The following is a 17824-nucleotide window of genomic DNA, read 5'->3' on the forward strand; positions in this document are numbered from 1 at the left end:
CCCGATCAGGCTTCTGGCCTGGTCGGGTTTTTTGTACCGGCAATTCAGGGCTTGTTACTGGGCTAGCATGGCCTTGGCCACCGCTTCGGCAACCCGAATGCCATCAACCCCTGCAGACAAAATGCCGCCTGCATAGCCAGCCCCTTCGCCGGCAGGGAACAGGCCCTTCACGTTCAGGCTCTGGAAGTCTTCACCCCGCGTGATGCGCAGCGGCGAGGACGTGCGTGTCTCGATCCCGGTCAACACCGCGTCATGCAGGTTGTAGCCCTTGATCTGCCGATCAAAGGCGGGCAGGGCCTCGCGTATCGCCTCGATGGCGAAGGCCGGCAGGCTTGGCGCCAGGTCCCCCAGGGTCACGCCAGGCTTGTAGGACGGCTCGACACTGCCCAGCGCGGTCGAAGGCTTGCCAGCCACGAAATCGCCCACCAGCTGAGCCGGCGCCTGGTAGTTGCTCCCGCCCATGACGTAGGCGTGCGCTTCCAGGCGTTCCTGCAACTCGATGCCCGCTAGCGGGCCACCGGGATAGTCCCGTTCCGGGTCGATGCCGACGACGATGCCGGAGTTGGCGTTGCGTTCGTTGCGTGAGTACTGGCTCATGCCATTGGTGACGACGCGGCCCGGTTCACTGGTGGCGGCCACTACCGTTCCGCCAGGGCACATGCAGAAGCTGTAGACCGACCGCCCGTTCTTGGCGTGGTACACCAGCTTGTAGTCCGCCGCACCCAGTTTGGGGTGGCCTGCATATTTGCCCAGGCGCGCCTTGTCGATGAGCGATTGCGGATGCTCGATGCGGAAACCGACGGAAAACGGTTTGGCTTCCATGTACACACCCTGCGCGTGCAGCATGCGGAAGGTGTCCCGGGCACTATGGCCCAATGCCAGAACCACATGCCGTGAAAGCAGTTGCTCGCCACTTTCAAGCACTACGCCTTGAACCTGGCCTTCTTCGATCAGCAGGTCGGTGACCTTTTGTTCGAAACGAACCTCGGCCCCCAGGGCGATCATTTCCTGGCGCATCTGCTCAACCATGCCGGTGAGGCGGAAGGTGCCGATGTGCGGCTTGTTGATGTACAAGATCTCGTCAGGCGCACCGGCCTTGACGAACTCTTCCAACACCTTGCGGCCATGATGCTGCGGGTCCTTGATCTGGCTGTACAGCTTGCCGTCTGAGAATGTCCCAGCGCCGCCTTCGCCGAACTGCACGTTGGACTCGGGGTTGAGCACACTTTTGCGCCACAGGCCCCAGGTGTCCTTGGTACGCTGGCGCACTTCCTTGCCGCGCTCGAGGATGATCGGCTTGAAGCCCATTTGCGCCAGCAGCAAGCCGGCGAAAATCCCGCACGGGCCCAGACCCACCACGATTGGTCGTGCGTCCAGGCCTTCAGGGGCTTGGGCGACGTACCGGTAGGTAACGTCCGGCGCGGGCACGACATTATGGTCGTCGGCAAACTTGCGCAGCAGCTCTTCTTCGTTGCTGGCATGCAGGTCGATGGTGTAGATGAACAGCAGTTCGGTGTTCTTCTTGCGCGCATCGTAGCTGCGCTTGAACAGGTTGAAGCTGATCAGTTGCTCGTCGCGGATGCCCAGGCGCTGGACGATGGCCTCGCGCAGTGCTTCATCGGGATGGTCCAGGGGCAGCTTGAGTTCGGTGATTCGTAGCATGGCAGGGTCCAGTATCCCGGCCGTGGGCGGCCGGCGGCTTAACACAAACCGCCAAGTATAAAGCTTTAGCCGCCTCGACTGGCAGGATTAAGCCGCCCGGTCATCAGTCATCGCGCGCGCCACCGTAATAACCGCAACCTTGAAGGGTCGTGCCATCGAAGCGCAGTTCTGCGCGCAAGTGGTTGAACGCGCCCGTGGCCGGGTCCATGCAGCGCTGTGGCGCCAGCCAGAGTTCGACGCGCTGCCCGTTGGCTTCGCTGGTCAGGGTCAAGCCGCCACCGGGCACCTGCTCCTCCAGAAAGGGCAGGGCAAGCGGGGGCTGATCAGCACGGTTGAGCACCATGCCCCGGCTGTTGGCCTTGACGTCCCAATCGGGCTTGTGGCCACCGGCGCGCAGGGTAAGCTGCTTGAAATTGGGGTCGATGCACCCGTTGCTGGCGTGCTCCAGGCGGTACAGGCGGCGCAGGTCCAGCTGTCCATCGGTGCTGGCCTGCTTGCTGCCTGTAAGTCGGCCACGCACGTCGGCGAACAGGGTGTCGTTGGCCCCGGTTGCAAGGTTCGCCGCTTCCTGCAGGATGCCCGTGGCGGCGGCATCGTTGATGACGAAGCTGCGGGGTTCGTTGCAGGGCTTGAACAGCAACTGCCCACCGGCAGCGTGAACCTGGCCTTGCATGCGAGTGCTGCCGATATCAGGGTCGACGAGTTTTTCGGCCAGCAGCTGGCAGCCCGCGAACAGGGGCAACAAGGCGGTCAGTAGCAGGGAAGGGGTCAGGCGCATGACGGGCTCCGGTGTTCGAGAGGCCGTCACGTTACTGAGGCGGGCAGGGGCAATACAAGCCCGGCGAAGAGAAATAGACGGCTGTCACCTGCATGCAGCCTGCCCTGTTTGATCGTGAAGCGGGGTGCAAGCGTAGCGTCTTCAAGACAACGGGGCCCCTGCAGGCCCCGCTGGCATCAACCGCCCAGGTAGGCGTCACGCACTTTTGGATCGGTCAGCAGCCCCTCGCCCGTACCCTGCATCACCACATGGCCATTTTCCAGCACATAGGCCCGGTCGGCGATCTTCAGCGCCTGGTTGGCATTCTGCTCTACCAGGAACACCGTCACGCCATCACGGCGCAGTTGTTCGATGATGTCGAAGATCTGCTGGATGATGATCGGTGCCAGGCCCAGGGAGGGCTCGTCGAGCAGCAGCAACTTGGGTTTGCTCATCAGGGCACGCCCGATGGCCAGCATCTGCTGCTCGCCCCCGGACATGGTGCCGCCACGCTGGGCATACCGCTCCTTCAGGCGCGGGAACAGCTGCAGCACTTTGTCCAACTGCGCCTGATAGTCACCCTTGTCGGTGAAGAACCCGCCCATGGCCAGGTTCTCCTCGACGGTCAGCCGGGCGAACACCCGGCGGCCTTCCGGCACCACGGCAATGCTCTTGCGCATGATGTGCGACGAAGGCTGACCGACCAGTTCCTCGCCCAGGTACTTGATGCTGCCGCTGTGGGCTTGGGGTGAACCGCACAGGGTCATGAGCAAGGTGGATTTGCCGGCGCCGTTGGCGCCGATCAGGGTGACGATTTCTCCCTGGTTGATCTCCACGTTGACGCTGTGCAGCGCCTGGATCTTGCCGTAGAAAGTGGAAACGTTCTCGAACTTCAGCATTTACGCTTCCCCCAGGTAGGCTTTGATCACTTCAGGATTGTCGCGGATTTCCTGGGGCGTACCGTGGGCCAGGGGTGTGCCCTGGTTGATGACCACGATGTGATCGGAAATGCTCATCACCAGCTTCATGTCATGCTCGATCAGCAGCACGGTCACGTTGTGCGATTCACGCAGATAGGCAATCAATGCCTTCAGGTCCTCGGTCTCTTTCGGGTTCAACCCCGCAGCCGGCTCGTCGAGCATGATGATCCGCGGGCGGGTCATCATGCAGCGAGCGATTTCCAGGCGACGTTGTTGGCCGTAGGCGAGGGTGCCGGCAGTGCGGTTGGCGAACTCGGTCAGGTTGACCTTGTCCAGCCAGTACTGCGCCCGCTCCATGGCTTCCTTTTCACTGCGGCGGAACCCTGGGGTCTTGAACAGCCCCGCGAAGAAGTTGGTGTTCAAGTGCCGGTGCTGGGCGATCAGCAGGTTCTCGAGCGCTGTCATTTCCTTGAACAGGCGCACGTTCTGGAAGGTGCGTACCACCCCTTTGCGCGCGATCTGATGGCCGGCCAGCCCTTGGATGGGTTCGCCATCGAGCAGGATGGTGCCGCCGCTGGGCCGGTAGAAACCGGTCAGGCAGTTGAACACCGTGGTCTTGCCGGCGCCGTTCGGACCGATCAGCGCCACCACTTGTTTTTCCTTGACGGTCAGGCCCACGCCGTTGACCGCCAACAAGCCGCCGAAGCGCATGCTAAGGCCGCTGACTTGCAGAATTTCGCGGCTCATCGACGCAGCTCCATGTGGGGACGTTGCATTGGCAGCAGACCTTGCGGACGCCAGATCATCATCAGCACCATCAGCGCACCGAACATGAGCATCCGGTATTCACTGAATTCGCGCATCAGCTCAGGCAGCAGGATCATGACAATGGCAGCGAGGATCACGCCCAACTGAGAGCCCATGCCGCCGAGCACCACGATGGCCAGGATGATGGCCGACTCGATGAACGTGAACGATTCCGGCGTGACCAACCCTTGGCGAGCGGCAAAGAAGCTGCCGGCAAACCCTGCGAAGCAGGCACCCAGGGTGAAGGCCGAGAGCTTGATCACGGTCGGGTTCAGGCCCAGGGCGCGGCAGGCGATCTCGTCTTCACGCAACGCTTCCCAGGCACGGCCGATGGGCATGCGCAACAGGCGGTTGATCACGAACAGCGCAAGCAGTGCCAGCAACAGTGCAACCAGGTACAGGAAGATGACCTTGTTGATCGAGTTGTAAGGCAGGCCGAAATACTCGTGGAAGGTCTGCATGCCTTCGGCGGCGCGGCGTTCGAAGGTAAGGCCGAAGAATTCGGGCTTGGGAATGTTGCTGATGCCGTTAGGGCCACCGGTCCAGTCGGTGAGGTTACGCAGGAACAGGCGAATGATCTCGCCGAAGCCCAGCGTCACGATCGCCAGGTAGTCGCCGCGCAGGCGCAACACCGGGAAACCGAGCAGGAAGCCGAAGGTGGCGGCCATCAGGCCGGCAATCGGCAGGCAGACCCAGAAACTCCACCCCAGGTAGTGCGAGAGCATGGCGTAGCTGTAAGCGCCCACAGCGTAGAAGCCCACATAACCCAGGTCCAGCAACCCGGCCAGGCCGACCACGATGTTCAGGCCAAGGCCGAGCAACACATAGATCAGGATCAGGGTGGCGATGTCGACAGCGCCGCGCGAGCCGAAGAACGGCCAGATCAGGGCTACCACGACCAGCCCCAGAATCACCCAGCGCTGGGTTTTGGGAAGGGTCAGGTAGTTGCTCAGCGCAGGTGGAATCAGCTTGCGGTCCGAGCGTCGGCCCATCACCGAGCTCCACTGCCGGTCGAACAGCACGCGCAGGAACATCAGCACCGAGCACACGGCGATGATGCTGATGGTGAACGAGCCCTGGCTATGCACCACCAGGCTGATGCCGTCGATGCTCAGTTTCAGGCCCAGCACCGGGAAGGCCACGGCCCAGACCAGCAAGGCGCTGAAAAACGCCGGTTTGAGATTCTTGTTCATACTTTTTCAACCTCCGGGCGGCCCAGAATGCCGGTCGGCCGGAACAACAGGACGAGAACCAACAAGCCGAATGCCACGACGTCCTTGTACTGATCACCGAAGATGTCGGCGCCGAACGCTTCGGCCACACCCAGCACCAGCCCACCGAGCATGGCGCCCGGAATGCTGCCGATACCCCCCAGCACTGCGGCGGTAAACGCCTTCAGGCCTACCAGGAAACCGGCATTGGGGTTGATGACCCCGTATTGCATGCTCAGCAGCACGGCCGCGACGGCCGCCAGGGCAGCGCCGATGACGAAGGTGAGGGCGATGATGTTGTTGGTGTTGATGCCCAGCAGGTTGGCCATCTTGATGTCCTCGGCGCAGGCGCGACACGCGCGGCCCAGTCGCGAACGGGAGATGAACAGGGTCAGCAGGGTCATGGCCACGAGCGTCACCACGAACACCAGCACTTGCATGTAGGACACCAGGACTTCTTCTGCGCCGCCTGGTCCGAACGAGAAGCTGCCCGGAATCAGGTTGGGAATGGACTTGTCCTTGGAGTCTTGGGACAACAGCACGGTGTTCTGCAGGAAAATCGACATGCCGATGGCAGAAATCAGCGGAATCAGCCGGTTACTGTTGCGCAGTGGTCGGTAGGCAACCCGTTCGATGCTGTAGCCATAGGCACTGGTCACGAAAATGGTCGCGACGAAGGCAACGGTCATCAGGATCGGCAGCGAATGAATACCCATCATGGCCAGACCCGCCAGGGCGATGAACGCCACGTACGAGCCGATCATGTAGACCTCGCCATGGGCGAAGTTGATCATGCCAATAATGCCGTACACCATCGTGTAGCCGATGGCGATCAAGGCATAGGTGCTGCCGATGGTCAATCCATTAACCAGTTGTTGGAAGAAATGGTAGATCTCAGGCATTACAGCGCTCCTAAAAACCTGATTTGCATTTCGCTGGCCGGGGTACGGCCAGGAAACCGCGGGTGACGGTTTTAAGATTTTCAGGTGAGCCCGTCCCCGGATCGCGGGGGCGTGCCCATGAACCTCGTAAAACAAAGCCCACTGCTCGCACAGTGGGCTTCTCGGTCAGCTATTAGTCACGCTTGTTACTGAGGGGAGACTTCGGTCTTCGGCTTGCCGAAGTGCCATTCGTAGACCACGAACTTGAAGTCTTTGAGGTCACCCTTGTCGTCATAGGTCAGGGTGCCGGTAGGGGTCTTGAACGAACCTTGGTGGATGGCCTCGGCCACCTTGTCGGTGTCCTCGGAGCCTGCGGCCTTGATGCCCTGGGCGATCAGCTCGACGGCCGAGTAGGCAGGGAAGACGAACGGGCCGCTTGGGTCCTTGCCGTCAGCCTTGATCGCGTCGACGATCTTCTTGTTCTCAGGGTCGGCATCGAACGACTTCGGCAGGGTGACCAGCAGCCCTTCGGAGGCATTCTGGGCGATTTGCGAGATGGAGTCGTTACCCACACCTTCCGGACCCATGAACTTGGCTTTGAGGCCTTTTTCCTGTGCTTGACGCAGGATCAGACCCAGCTCTGGGTGGTAGCCGCCGTAGTAGACGAAATCGACGTTGTTCTGCTTGAGCTTCTGAATGATGGACGAGAAGTCCTTGTCGCCGGCGTTGAGGCCTTCGAACACGGCAACCTTGGTGCCTTTTTGCTCCAGAGTCTGTTTGACGGCCGTGGCGATGCCTTCACCGTACTGCTGCTTGTCGTGCAGCACTGCGACCACCTTGGGCTTGACGTGATCGGCGATGTAGTTGCCTGCGGCAGGGCCCTGGGCGCTGTCCAGGCCGATGGTGCGGAAGATCAGCTTGTAGCCGCGGGAGGTGATTTCCGGGGATGTTGCCGCCGGGGTGATCATGATCACGCCTTCGTCTTCGTAGATGTCGGACGCTGGCTGGGTGGAGCTGGAGCACAAGTGGCCGATGACGAACTTGACGCCATCGTTGACCACTTTGTTGGCGACGGCCACGGCCTGTTTAGGGTCGCAGGCGTCGTCGTATTCCTTGGCTTCTAGCATCTTGCCATCGACACCGCCTGCTGCGTTGATGTCCTTGATGGCTTGCTTGGCGCCGATGAACTGCATGTCGCCATATTGGGTCACGGGGCCAGTCTTGGGCCCGGCGATCCCGATCTTGATGGTATCGGCGGCAAACGAATGGCTGGCTACCCCGGCCAGAACCATTGCGGCGAACAGCTTGGAAATCTTGATCATAATGCTCCACTCATTCTGTTGTAATTCTTATAGTCCTGGCGGCCAGGGCTACAGACCAGGCGGGTTGCGGCGTGGCCATGCCAACGCGCAAGCCCACCTTCCCCGGAACATGTCCCGGAACTGTACCGGTACAGTGTAGAGCGCTGTCAGCGCGCTTGAAAAGCGGGCAAAAAGCGCCTGGTTTAACGGTTGTCGCTTGCTTGACACAAAAGTACAGAAAGGCGCCATCAAATGGCTTATCCTGGCGGTCGTACCCCGAAAATACGGGGCCTGATACCCAAATGCATATTTGAAACCGGGTTTTTCTGCAAAAATGCCGGCTTTTTCAAAAGCCAGATTTCCAGCGGATATTCCCATGACTGATCGAACAAGCACCCTCTATGCCAAACTGCTCGGAGAAACCGCCACCATCGAGTGGAAAGCCTTAGAAAGGTTCTGGGCAAAGGGTGACCTGATTTGGGTCGATCCCGCCCTGGATTTAATCACCGTGGCCACGGCAATGGCCGAAAACCGCAGTGACCTCTTCGATAAGTGGCGCTCTGATGGCACTGTCGGCCCGGTTACGGCAGAACAGGCCAGTGACCTGCAAACCCGCGATCCAGAGATATGGGCGGTAGTCGTATCGCCGTTCATCGTCATTCAAGTCAGGCGGTGAATGACAGCCTTGTGCTTTTTTGGTGCGCGAAAACGCGCAGGCGCCTCTTTTGGGTGCTTGTGATTGCTCAATCGAGGTAGAGGTAAGTAACAATTCGGCGTGGCGGTAACAGTTTACGGCATGCGTAAAGGTGGCCATCGCCGCAGTCATGCAGCGCAGCATTGCCCCAGCCACCCTTTTTCAGCCAGGAGTTCCTGATGAGCAACGCATTACCCTCCCTAGGTTTCGCTGGTGTCGGTCTGATGGGCCTGCCGATGTGCCAGCGCCTGCTGGCGGCCGGCTATGGGCTGTGGGTGTGGAACCGCAGCCCGGAAAAATGCCAGGCGCTGGTTGACGCAGGCGCGCGACTGGCCGCGAGCCCTGCCGAGCTTGCGCAGCAGGTGGACATGGTATTGCTGTGCCTGGCCGATACCGCCGTGGTGCGCGACGTGGTATTTGGCGATCAGGGCGTTGCCACAGGCGGGCGGCAGGGTCAGCTGCTGGTGGATTTTTCCAGCCTGGAGCCTGGCGCTACCCGGGAAATGGCAGCCCAGCTGGGCGCCTTGTGTGGTATGGGGTGGCTGGATGCCCCGGTGTCCGGCGGCACGGCAGGTGCGCAGGCAGGTACCCTGGCGATCATGGTGGGCGGGGAGGTGGCTGACCTGGCGCGTGCTCGCCCAGTGTTGGAGGTGCTCGGCCAGCGGGTGACACACATGGGGGGCGTTGGCGCAGGCCAGGTGACCAAGGCCTGCAACCAGATGATCGTGGCGTGCAACGCCCTGGTCATCGCCGAGGTCATCGCGCTGGCCGAGCGTTCCGGGGTGGACGCCGGGTTGATCGCCCAAGCCCTGGCAGGCGGCTTTGCCGACTCCAAGCCTTTGCAGATACTGGCCCCACAGATGGCAGAGAGCCGTTTCGCTCCCATCAAGTGGCACGTGCGGACCCTGCTCAAGGATCTGGATGGTGCCGTGAAGTTTTCACGCGAACAGGGCGCAGCGACGCCGCTTACGGGCCTGGCTGCCCAGTTGATGCGGTTGCACGGCAGTCAGGGTTACCTGGACCAGGACCCTTCGACGTTGGTCGAGCAGTATCGAATCAAACGCCAGGACTAGGTGCTGACCCGGCGCGTGGTGGGTACGTTCTGCCCAGGGGCGACCTCATCCCAGAAACGATGAGGCCGCTGCAGGTCAGGTGGGCTCGCCGGGGTCAGCCTGCGACCAGCACCCGTATCGCTTCAAGACGCAGTGCTGCTTTGGCCAACATGGCCAGGCCCTCTTCGCGCTGCTTGCGCAACGCGTCGATTTCACTGTCCCTCACGCTCGGGTTGACCGCTTGCAGTGCCACCAGGCGTGCGAGCTCTTCGTCGGCTTCGGCGGCCAGGCGACGTTGGGCGTCGGCCACCCGTTGCTCGTGGAGCGGGACGATCTTTTCTTCGCCGCTGCCGATGCGCTTTGCAAGCACGTCACGCTGGGCCTGGACGAACTTGTTGGCACTGGCACGCGGCACGCTCTCGAGCTGATCGTTCAGGGTCTCGAATGCGACCCGCGAGGCCAGGTCATTGCCGTTGGCATCAAGCAGGCAGCGCAGGGCGGCGGGCGGCAGGTACCGGCCCAGTTGCAAGCTGCGCGGCGCGACCACCTCGCTGACGAACAGCAGCTCCAGCAGCACGGTCCCAGGCTTGAGCGCCTTGTTCTTGATCAGTGCCACGGCGGTATTGCCCATCGAGCCGGACAGCACGAGGTCCATGCCGCCTTGCACCATCGGGTGCTCCCAGGTCAGGAACTGCATGTCTTCACGCGACAGCGCCTGGCCGCGGTCGTAGGTGATGGTCACACCTTCGTCATCGCCCAGGGGGAAGCTGGCATCGAGCATCTTCTCGCTGGGCTTCAGGATCAGTGCGTTTTCCGAATGGTCTTCACTGTCGATACCGAACGCATCGAACAGGGTTTCCATGTAGATCGGCAGGGCGAACTGATCGTCCTGCTCGAGGATGGCCTCGACCAGCGCTTCACCTTCGCCAGCACCGCCGGAATTGAGTTCGAGCAAGCGGTCACGGCCGGTATGCAGTTCGGCTTCAAGCCGCTCACGTTCGCTTCTCGCTTCGTTGACCAGGCTATCCCAGGCCTTGCTGTCATCGCTGTCGAGCAGTGCCAGCAGGCGTGGGCCGAATTGGTGCTGCAGGGCGTTACCGGTGGGGCAGGTGTTCAGGAACGCGTTGAGCCCCTCGTGGTACCACTGGAACAGGTGCGCTTGCGGCGTGCCTTGCAGGTACGGCACGTGCAACTCGATGGTGTGCTTCTGGCCGATACGGTCCAGACGCCCGATACGTTGTTCGAGCAGGTCGGGGTGAGCAGGCAAGTCGAACATCACCAGGTGATGGGCGAACTGGAAGTTGCGCCCCTCACTGCCGATTTCCGAACAGATCAGCACCTGGGCGCCGAATTCTTCGTCGGCGAAGTAAGCCGCCGCGCGGTCGCGCTCCAGGATGCTCATGCCTTCGTGGAAGACAGAAGCCGGAATACCGGAACGCACGCGCAGGGCGTCTTCCAGGTCCATGGCGGTCTCGGCATGGGCGCAAATGACCAGCACCTTGGTGCGCTTGAGCATTTTCAAGGTGTCGATCAGCCAGTCGACCCGCGAGTCGAAGCGCCACCAACGCTCTTCTTGCGCCTGGTCCGCCTGGGACTGGAACGCCACCTCAGGGTAGAGCTCGGCGTGTTCACCCTCGGGCAAGCTGGCGTATTGCTCCGGATTGGGCAGTGAGTGAGGGTGCAACTGACGCTCAGGGAACCCCTGGATGGCGGCACGGGTGTTGCGGAACAGCACTCGCCCGGTGCCATGACGATCGAGCAGTTCGCGGATCAGTCGGGCACTGGCCTGGCTGTCCCCGTCGTTGACCGCAGCGAGCAGTGCATCGCCCTCGGCCCCGAGGAAACCCTGGATGGTGGCGTGTGCCTTCGGCGACAAGCGCCCCTCGTCCAGCAGCTCCTGCACCGCCTCGGCCACCGGCCGGTAGTGCTCGCTTTCGGCGCGGAAGGCCGCCAGGTCATGGAAACGGTTGGGATCGAGCAGGCGCAGCCGCGCGAAATGGCTGTCCTGGCCCAGTTGCTCAGGGGTTGCGGTGAGCAGCAACACGCCGGGAATGACCTGGGCCAGCTGTTCGACCAGCGCATATTCGGCACTGGCGTGTTCCTCGTGCCAGACCAGGTGGTGCGCTTCATCGACCACCATCAGGTCCCAGCCTGCCGCGAACATTGCATCCTGGGCCTTCTCGTCGTCGACCAGCCACTCCAGCGCGACCAGCGCGAGCTGGGCATCCTCGAAGGGGTTGCTGGCATCGCTTTCGATGAACCGCTCGGCATCGAACAGGGCGACCTGCAGGTTGAAGCGCCGGCGCATCTCTACCAGCCATTGATGCTGGAGGTTCTCAGGCACCAGGATCAGCACCCGGCTGGCGCGGCCGGTCAGCAGCTGGCGATGAATCACCAGGCCTGCCTCGATGGTCTTGCCCAGGCCCACTTCGTCGGCGAGCAGTACGCGAGGTGCGCTGCGGTCGGCCACTTCGCGGGCGATGTGCAACTGGTGAGCGATGGGCTGGGCGCGGCAGCCGCCCAGGCCCCACAGCGTGGACTGCATCTGCTTGCTGGTGTGCTGAAGGGTGTTGTAGCGCAGGCTGAACCACGACAGCGGGTCGATCTGGCCGGCGAACAGGCGGTCGCTGGCCAGGCGGAACTGGATGAAGTTCGACAGCTGGGTCTCCGGCATCGTGCGGGGCTGATTCTGCCCGTCGAGCCCGTGATAGACCATCAAGCCGTCGATGTCCTCGACTTCGCGCACGGTCAGCTTCCAGCCTTCGAAGTGAGTGATCTGATCACCTGGCGAGAAGCGCACGCGTGTCAGCGGCGCATTGCGCAGGGAATATTGCCGGGTATCGCCAGTGGCCGGGTAGAGGACGGTCAGGAGGCGGCCATCCTGCGCCAGGATGGTACCCAGGCCGAGCTCTGCCTCGCTGTCGCTGATCCAGCGTTGCCCCGGTTGATACTGCTGCGCCATACTGCCTGCACTCCCGCGATGAAAAAGCCGATTATGTTAACGGATCGGCCGGGCAGACCAAAGTGCCGAGTGCACCTGAGGGTGCCGAACGGTATCGGCCGGTGCATCAGTCTAGCCGTTTCGTCGCTTCATGCCGTGCCGACGAGGGTTCTGCATCCCATGCCTGCCAAGCCCCTTTGCGTTGTCTTGAGCCTTACGGCCGGCGGTCTGCTCCTGGCAGGCTGCGAGCCCAAGACCTTCGAAACCTTGCCGCCCATCCCCATGGAGCAGTTGGAGGTGCTGGGTGTGCAGGCACCGCTCAAGAGCGTGCACTACCGTGACAGGAACGGCGAAGGCCTGTTGGTCTTGAGCCGTGTCGATGGCCAGGCCAGCGACCCGGAAAGTGAGCAGGAAGTGGACAAGGTCGTGCTCAAGGCGACCTTGTACGGCCGCCGCAAAGCGCAAGAAGCTTTCCAGGCGCGCTGGCAGATCGATCAGCAAACCACGTGTCCGGGCCTGGATCTGGACGTGGATTTCTACACCGATGTCAGCGGCGTGGCCGACCTCGATCAGAACGGTGAGGCCGAGGTGACGGTGGCCAGTCATGCCTTCTGCGGAGGAGGTGTCGAGCCCCATGACATCGCCATCGAGATGCGTGACGGGCAAACGGTCTACAGCATCACGGGTCAGTCGCTGATCACCCCGGCAGGCGAAGACCCGATCGGCGGCGAGCGCCAGGACAGTGCCTCGCTCAAGGCTGCCCCGGCCTGGGTTCGAGCCCATATGGATGCAGTGTGGCAGCAGGTCTACCAGCGTCCCTGGAGCGAAACTGCCTTGCAGGACCAGGATGAGGCGCAGGACGAACCGGGCTGAATGTTGTCCATGACTTCAAGGCAGCTGTGTGGTTGCCGATACAGGGGTACAGGAGAACGCCATGCTGCCACCGATCATTCCGCTCAGCGCTGCCCCGGTCACCTCGCAGCAGGACCCGGTCAAACCGACCCCGGATATAAAGCCGGTAGTGCCGGCGCAGCCTGCGTCCGGTGAAAGTGCGATCGACCTCAAGCGCCAGCGTGACCCGCAGGAACAGCAGTTGCTGCTGCGCGAGGAGCAGCGCCGGCAGCAGCAACGCCAGGGTAAAGGCAAAGGTATTGATGAACGGTTCGATGCGTTGCCAGGCCATGAGGTCAACGCCGACAGTACCGTGCCAGTGGTGCCGCTGATGGGCGAGCCCGTGCGTCAGGGGCTGCTCGTGGACATCGAGGTATGAAGCAGGGCTGGCAAGTGTCTGGTTCTAGCCCCATCATGCAGCATCCGTAGCGTGTAGAGCCCAGTATGAGCCAAGACAATCTCATTGATTTCGATGCCGAACGTGCCCGCCGCGTGCATGACATCAAGGAAAAGCGCCTGAACGAGATGCGCGATGCGTTCGAACAGGCATTGCCCTTGAACGCTGCCAAGAAGAAGTCCAAGCGCAAGCCCAAGAAGCGCTGACGCTTGATGCAGGTCAACCCTGCGCCCGCCCCGTGCGCCCGGCCCCGGGCGTCATTGACCTTGGTCAATTTCCTTGCGCCCGACATTGGTTACTGTTTCCCCATCGGACAACGGCGAACAAATGGAGAGGTCGGCATGTTCTTCGACAACGTGGTTATCGCAGGGGTGGTAACGGTGGGGTTGATGGTGGCTTTCTTCGCCGGTCTAGGCATTTTCATCTGGAAGGACTCGAGCAAGCGCAAGCGCCCTTGACCTTCCCGATTCATGAGCACGCAAGGCATTTAGGGCGACTTCGGTCGCCCATTTTTTTGCCTGGCATCTGTTCCGGCGACGTGGCCCGTTGGGCACGGGCGTGGCCTGCAGTGGCAAGCGTTCCCGTGTGACGGCTGCGCAGCGCGTTCCATTGACCATGAGGTGGGGCATGACCATTACATCCCAGGATATCTGCAAGGCGGCCGAGCAGCTCAAGGGCTTCGTGGGCTTTCACGGTAAACGTGGCATCTATATCGTGCGTTTCTCCGAGGATGCCTTCGGTATGGATATCGCCGACGACAGCATCACCCCGTGCAACGAGTTCGTATGGCGGCCTGAGCAGGGACATCGCATGGCCTTGTGTCGCGAGCGACTGGGCTTGCTGATGGAGCAACACATGGATGAGCGGCTGAATGTGAGTGAGCCGTTGAAGGCTTACCTTCGCCGGCATGACCTGCCTGAGATTGTGGCCGAGCGACACTTGCACCCGGCAGGTGTCATCGCGCCAGCGATATGAAGGCGGGGGGTTCGGCAGAAGGCGCCACGCTGGCATTGGCCCGATGAGTGACCATGACCCGATCCCGGCCATTGCGCTTGGCGACATACAAGGCGGTGTCCGCCTGGCGTAACCAACCGTCCGGAGTCTCCAGCGAGGGGTCGAACGGGCACAGGCCAATGCTCAAGCTGATGCGCAATTGGGGCATCTGCGGGTCGCGGTAGCTCGCCACACGCTCACGCAGGCGTTCCATGGCCTGAAAGGCCTGGGCTTCGGTGGTGCTGGGCAGTATCACGCAAAATTCATCACCCCCGTAGCGTCCGGCCTTGTCGCCTTCGCGCAGGGCGCCGCGCAACTCGATGCTGACCTGGCGCAATACCTGATCGCCGACCACATGGCCGAAAGTGTCATTGATGGTCTTGAAATGGTCGATGTCGATCAGAGCGACTACAGCCTCACCGCGCTGTTTCCTGCACCCGCTAAAACGCCTTGCCAAGAGGTCTTTCCAGGCGCCGTGGTTGAGTAGCCCGGTGAGGCTGTCGGTGAGGCTGAGGGTGTTGAGCCGGCGTTTGTGCTCGGCCAGCTTGATTGCCAGTCGATAGCACACCCACCCAAGCGCCGCTGGATACAGCGTCAACATCGGCAGGCAGGCGTAGACCTGGAAGGCGGTAGCGTTGGGTTGAAATCCCGGCCCCAGCAGGGCGCAAGCCGCAAGCATGCCTGCCAATTGCGCCATCCCTGCGCGAATAGCCAACCCCTTGCCGCCGGCTGCGACGTTGTTCATGGTGACCATCGACAGGACGGTAACCGTCGGCAGCGGGTTGAACTGCATGGCACCGGCCCAGAACCCACCCATCAGCGAATCAAGGAAAAAGTTGCGCTGCTCGGCCTGGTAGGGCGCTTTGGACCGGGCCGCCCACTGATAGGCCAAGTGTGGCCACAGCAAGCCGTTGAAAAGCATGAATGCCCAAACCCAAGCGGGGGGAGACAGGGGTTCCACCGCAGCCATTACCGCGAAAAGCCCCACACCCTTGCCCAGTACCCGAGGCAGATAAATCCGTTTGGCAAACGAAAGGCCTTTGCCGGTGCGTGTGTCCATGGGTTTGATCTCTATCGGGGCGCTTATCGCTTGACGTGCGCGAGTATTCTGGGCCATGGCAGGCGCACGAGACATGGCCTTGCAAGCCAAATCACGGGTGATGCGAGCAGTGGGGCGAGTATGCCTGACTGGGCTGTGGAATAAGAGGGCAAAGCTGGGCAGCGTTGTCGCAACGCCTCGGCCCAGCTTCCTTATAGAAGAAGAGGGGATGTTACCCGCACGCCTTGAAGGCAACGTTTCACTTTTGCTGATCGTCCTGGTGCTTTCGCGAGGGCTGTTCATCTTTGAGTAACTGGGACGGCGATTTGCCGCTGTCGCTGCGCACCTGTGCATGGCTGATCAGACCAAAGATGAGACTGCCGCCGATGATGTTGCCGGCCAGCGTAGGCAGGGCAAAGTGCAGCAAGAAGTTGCTCCAGGTTTCTTCACCCGCCCAGACCAGATACGAGACCTCTACCGACCCCACCACGATGTGGGTGAAGTCGCCCAATGCCATGAGGTAGGTGATGACCAGGATGATCCAGATCTTGGCGTGCTCCATGGAGGGGATCATCCAGACCATTGTGGCGATCATCCAGCCGGACACGATGCCTTTGGCAAACATCTGGCTGACGTCGTTTTCCATCACCTTACGGCCCACCTCCAGAAACGCGATATCTGTCTTGGTATCAAAGATCGGCAGTTCGAGCATCACCCAGGCCACCAATAGAGTACCGGCCAGGTTGCCGGCCAGGACCACGCCCCACAGGCGCAGCAAGCGACCGAAGTTGCCCAGCGTTGGCGTCGTCATCACTGGCAGGACAGCGGTCAGGGTGTTCTCGGTGAACAATTGCTGCCGCGCGATGATGACGGCCAGGAAGCCGGCGCTGTAGCCGATACTGGCGATGACCTGCGCGCTCTCGCCGTCCGGCAGACGCGAGTACAGAAGACCCATGGCCATCAGTGACAGCCCCATGGACAAACCTGCGGCAAGGGCTGACCACCAGAGCGCAGCCAATGTACGTTCCAGTTCCTGATCGCCCTGCAAGCGAATGGTCTCGTGCAACACCGCCGCACGCGGCGGCTGGTTGGAACTGACCTCCTGTTGTTCGTCTGCCGACAGGCCCGGGGTTTTCTCGCTTTGCGTCTCGCTCATTACCGCTACGCTCCGTGGTGGGTTTATCTACAGATTCACTGCAGCCTCATTAAGTTGCGGGGAGTGGGGCGCTGCGAGCGCAAAAGTTTTTAAATCAAAGGGTTGACTCCAGATTCAAAGCGCGTATTATTCGCCACCTCGCAGCGAGTAACGCAGCGGGGAAGTCGGTCAGCGGTTGAAGTTTCAAGTCTTCGAGTAAGGCGCTTCAGAAAACTTCAAAATAAACGCTTGACAGGCAATGAGGAAAGCGTAGAATGCGCGCCTCGGTTGAGACGAAACACTCTTAGCCAAACGCTCTTTAACAAATCGAATCAAGCAATTCGTGTGGGTGCTTGTGAGTACGGACTGATAGTCAGAAAGATTATCAGCATCACAAGTGACCATGCGAGAAATCACATAGTCATTTGAGATTGCTGAGCCAAGTTTAGGGTTTCTTAAAAACCCAAGCAGTATTGAACTGAAGAGTTTGATCATGGCTCAGATTGAACGCTGGCGGCAGGCCTAACACATGCAAGTCGAGCGGATGACAGGAGCTTGCTCCTGGATTCAGCGGCGGACGGGTGAGTAATGCCTAGGAATCTGCCTGGTAGTGGGGGACAACGTTTCGAAAGGAACGCTAATACCGCATACGTCCTACGGGAGAAAGCAGGGGACCTTCGGGCCTTGCGCTATCAGATGAGCCTAGGTCGGATTAGCTTGTTGGTGAGGTAATGGCTCACCAAGGCGACGATCCGTAACTGGTCTGAGAGGATGATCAGTCACACTGGAACTGAGACACGGTCCAGACTCCTACGGGAGGCAGCAGTGGGGAATATTGGACAATGGGCGAAAGCCTGATCCAGCCATGCCGCGTGTGTGAAGAAGGTCTTCGGATTGTAAAGCACTTTAAGTTGGGAGGAAGGGTTGTAGATTAATACTCTGCAATTTTGACGTTACCGACAGAATAAGCACCGGCTAACTCTGTGCCAGCAGCCGCGGTAATACAGAGGGTGCAAGCGTTAATCGGAATTACTGGGCGTAAAGCGCGCGTAGGTGGTTTGTTAAGTTGGATGTGAAAGCCCCGGGCTCAACCTGGGAACTGCATCCAAAACTGGCAAGCTAGAGTACGGTAGAGGGTGGTGG

The 17824-nt window shown here is 60.9% G+C and carries 17 protein-coding genes and 1 rRNA gene (1 of these 18 cut by a window edge); 8 read left to right on the top strand and 10 right to left on the bottom strand.

The genetic code is table 11. From position 1 onward, the window contains the following. Positions 1-54 precede the first annotated feature (54 nt). From NMB38_RS05240 to NMB38_RS05270, 7 genes are all read right to left on the bottom strand, one after another. The gene (locus NMB38_RS05240; RefSeq protein ID WP_049696452.1) at positions 55-1662 is read right to left on the bottom strand and encodes an NAD(P)/FAD-dependent oxidoreductase; all 1608 of its coding nucleotides are present in this window, start codon (positions 1660-1662) and stop codon (positions 55-57) included. A 103-nt stretch (positions 1663-1765) separates the two neighbouring features. Beyond that, positions 1766-2440, bottom strand: a complete 675-nt coding sequence (locus NMB38_RS05245) for a COG3650 family protein (protein WP_494354914.1) — start codon at positions 2438-2440, stop codon at positions 1766-1768. A gap of 176 nt (positions 2441-2616) precedes the next feature. Further along, the gene (locus tag NMB38_RS05250; protein ID WP_023535231.1) at positions 2617-3318 is read right to left on the bottom strand and encodes an ABC transporter ATP-binding protein; all 702 of its coding nucleotides are present in this window, start codon (positions 3316-3318) and stop codon (positions 2617-2619) included. Continuing rightward, a complete protein-coding gene (livG, locus tag NMB38_RS05255) occupies positions 3319-4086 on the bottom strand; it encodes a high-affinity branched-chain amino acid ABC transporter ATP-binding protein LivG (protein ID WP_023535212.1) in 768 nt (255 codons plus the stop codon). Beyond that, positions 4083-5339, bottom strand: a complete 1257-nt coding sequence (locus NMB38_RS05260) for a high-affinity branched-chain amino acid ABC transporter permease LivM (RefSeq protein WP_023535261.1) — start codon at positions 5337-5339, stop codon at positions 4083-4085. Before NMB38_RS05260 ends, livG begins: the two co-directional genes overlap by 4 nt. Beyond that, a complete protein-coding gene (gene livH, locus NMB38_RS05265) occupies positions 5336-6259 on the bottom strand; it encodes a high-affinity branched-chain amino acid ABC transporter permease LivH (RefSeq protein WP_023535272.1) in 924 nt (307 codons plus the stop codon). Before livH ends, NMB38_RS05260 begins: the two co-directional genes overlap by 4 nt. A gap of 185 nt (positions 6260-6444) precedes the next feature. Beyond that, positions 6445-7560, bottom strand: a complete 1116-nt coding sequence (locus tag NMB38_RS05270) for a branched-chain amino acid ABC transporter substrate-binding protein (protein WP_027915315.1) — start codon at positions 7558-7560, stop codon at positions 6445-6447. A gap of 355 nt (positions 7561-7915) precedes the next feature. On the opposite strand from NMB38_RS05270, the gene NMB38_RS05275 reads away from it, so the two are divergent. Together NMB38_RS05275 and NMB38_RS05280 are read left to right on the top strand one after the other, a co-directional pair. Then, entirely contained in the window at positions 7916-8215 is a 300-nt protein-coding gene (locus NMB38_RS05275; protein WP_027915314.1) for a DUF2288 domain-containing protein, read from the top strand. A gap of 197 nt (positions 8216-8412) precedes the next feature. Beyond that, entirely contained in the window at positions 8413-9306 is an 894-nt protein-coding gene (locus NMB38_RS05280; protein WP_027915313.1) for an NAD(P)-dependent oxidoreductase, read from the top strand. A 94-nt stretch (positions 9307-9400) separates the two neighbouring features. On the opposite strand, the gene rapA is transcribed toward NMB38_RS05280, so the two are convergent. Further along, on the bottom strand, positions 9401-12247 hold the full coding sequence (rapA, locus tag NMB38_RS05285; RefSeq protein WP_282478669.1) for an RNA polymerase-associated protein RapA: 2847 nt from the start codon (positions 12245-12247) through the stop codon (positions 9401-9403). A 159-nt stretch (positions 12248-12406) separates the two neighbouring features. Between rapA and NMB38_RS05290 the strand changes: the two genes are divergently transcribed. From NMB38_RS05290 to NMB38_RS05310, 5 genes are all read left to right on the top strand, one after another. Continuing rightward, positions 12407-13099, top strand: coding sequence for a M949_RS01915 family surface polysaccharide biosynthesis protein (locus tag NMB38_RS05290; protein ID WP_028687604.1), 693 nt, complete (start codon positions 12407-12409; stop codon positions 13097-13099). 61 nt (positions 13100-13160) lie between these two features. Continuing rightward, positions 13161-13496: an aspartate-semialdehyde dehydrogenase gene (locus tag NMB38_RS05295; RefSeq protein WP_236166004.1), complete on the top strand. Its 336-nt coding sequence runs from the start codon at positions 13161-13163 to the stop codon at positions 13494-13496. Positions 13497-13561: 65 nt separating this feature from the next. Further along, on the top strand, positions 13562-13720 hold the full coding sequence (locus tag NMB38_RS05300) for a hypothetical protein (RefSeq protein WP_088523537.1): 159 nt from the start codon (positions 13562-13564) through the stop codon (positions 13718-13720). 135 nt (positions 13721-13855) lie between these two features. Continuing rightward, positions 13856-13972 carry a cytochrome c oxidase subunit CcoM gene (ccoM, locus tag NMB38_RS05305; RefSeq protein WP_023535213.1) on the top strand — a complete coding sequence of 39 codons (117 nt, stop codon included), beginning with the start codon at positions 13856-13858 and terminating at the stop codon, positions 13970-13972. Between the two features lie 169 nt (positions 13973-14141). After that, positions 14142-14489 (top strand): DUF2025 family protein, encoded by a 348-nt coding sequence (locus NMB38_RS05310; RefSeq protein ID WP_088523536.1) that lies wholly within the window; start codon positions 14142-14144, stop codon positions 14487-14489. Here the strand turns inward: NMB38_RS05310 and NMB38_RS05315 are convergent. Both NMB38_RS05315 and NMB38_RS05320 read right to left on the bottom strand, forming a co-directional pair. Then, positions 14470-15567, bottom strand: coding sequence for a diguanylate cyclase (locus tag NMB38_RS05315; RefSeq protein ID WP_110607330.1), 1098 nt, complete (start codon positions 15565-15567; stop codon positions 14470-14472). The genes NMB38_RS05310 and NMB38_RS05315 overlap by 20 nt on opposite strands. Positions 15568-15805: 238 nt before the next feature. Then, positions 15806-16702, bottom strand: a complete 897-nt coding sequence (locus NMB38_RS05320; protein WP_049696449.1) for a formate/nitrite transporter family protein — start codon at positions 16700-16702, stop codon at positions 15806-15808. Positions 16703-17156: 454 nt separating this feature from the next. On the opposite strand from NMB38_RS05320, the gene NMB38_RS05325 reads away from it, so the two are divergent. Further along, positions 17157-17824 (top strand): 16S ribosomal RNA (locus tag NMB38_RS05325); it runs 869 nt beyond the window's last position.

The sequence above is a fragment of the Pseudomonas sp. FBCC-B35 genome (genome assembly GCF_059133755.1).

Coding starts and splice junctions, on each gene's coding strand:
- NMB38_RS05320 (WP_049696449.1), bottom strand. CDS start 16,702: ATGAGCGAGACGCAAAGCGAGAAAACCCCGGGCCTGTCGGCAGACGAA.
- NMB38_RS05245 (WP_494354914.1), bottom strand. CDS start 2,440: ATGCGCCTGACCCCTTCCCTGCTACTGACCGCCTTGTTGCCCCTGTTC.
- ccoM (WP_023535213.1), top strand. CDS start 13,856: ATGTTCTTCGACAACGTGGTTATCGCAGGGGTGGTAACGGTGGGGTTG.
- NMB38_RS05260 (WP_023535261.1), bottom strand. CDS start 5,339: ATGAACAAGAATCTCAAACCGGCGTTTTTCAGCGCCTTGCTGGTCTGG.
- livH (WP_023535272.1), bottom strand. CDS start 6,259: ATGCCTGAGATCTACCATTTCTTCCAACAACTGGTTAATGGATTGACC.
- livG (WP_023535212.1), bottom strand. CDS start 4,086: ATGAGCCGCGAAATTCTGCAAGTCAGCGGCCTTAGCATGCGCTTCGGC.
- NMB38_RS05240 (WP_049696452.1), bottom strand. CDS start 1,662: ATGCTACGAATCACCGAACTCAAGCTGCCCCTGGACCATCCCGATGAA.
- NMB38_RS05280 (WP_027915313.1), top strand. CDS start 8,413: ATGAGCAACGCATTACCCTCCCTAGGTTTCGCTGGTGTCGGTCTGATG.
- NMB38_RS05250 (WP_023535231.1), bottom strand. CDS start 3,318: ATGCTGAAGTTCGAGAACGTTTCCACTTTCTACGGCAAGATCCAGGCG.
- NMB38_RS05295 (WP_236166004.1), top strand. CDS start 13,161: ATGCTGCCACCGATCATTCCGCTCAGCGCTGCCCCGGTCACCTCGCAG.
- NMB38_RS05315 (WP_110607330.1), bottom strand. CDS start 15,567: ATGGACACACGCACCGGCAAAGGCCTTTCGTTTGCCAAACGGATTTAT.
- NMB38_RS05270 (WP_027915315.1), bottom strand. CDS start 7,560: ATGATCAAGATTTCCAAGCTGTTCGCCGCAATGGTTCTGGCCGGGGTA.
- rapA (WP_282478669.1), bottom strand. CDS start 12,247: ATGGCGCAGCAGTATCAACCGGGGCAACGCTGGATCAGCGACAGCGAG.
- NMB38_RS05300 (WP_088523537.1), top strand. CDS start 13,562: ATGAGCCAAGACAATCTCATTGATTTCGATGCCGAACGTGCCCGCCGC.
- NMB38_RS05310 (WP_088523536.1), top strand. CDS start 14,142: ATGACCATTACATCCCAGGATATCTGCAAGGCGGCCGAGCAGCTCAAG.
- NMB38_RS05290 (WP_028687604.1), top strand. CDS start 12,407: ATGCCTGCCAAGCCCCTTTGCGTTGTCTTGAGCCTTACGGCCGGCGGT.
- NMB38_RS05275 (WP_027915314.1), top strand. CDS start 7,916: ATGACTGATCGAACAAGCACCCTCTATGCCAAACTGCTCGGAGAAACC.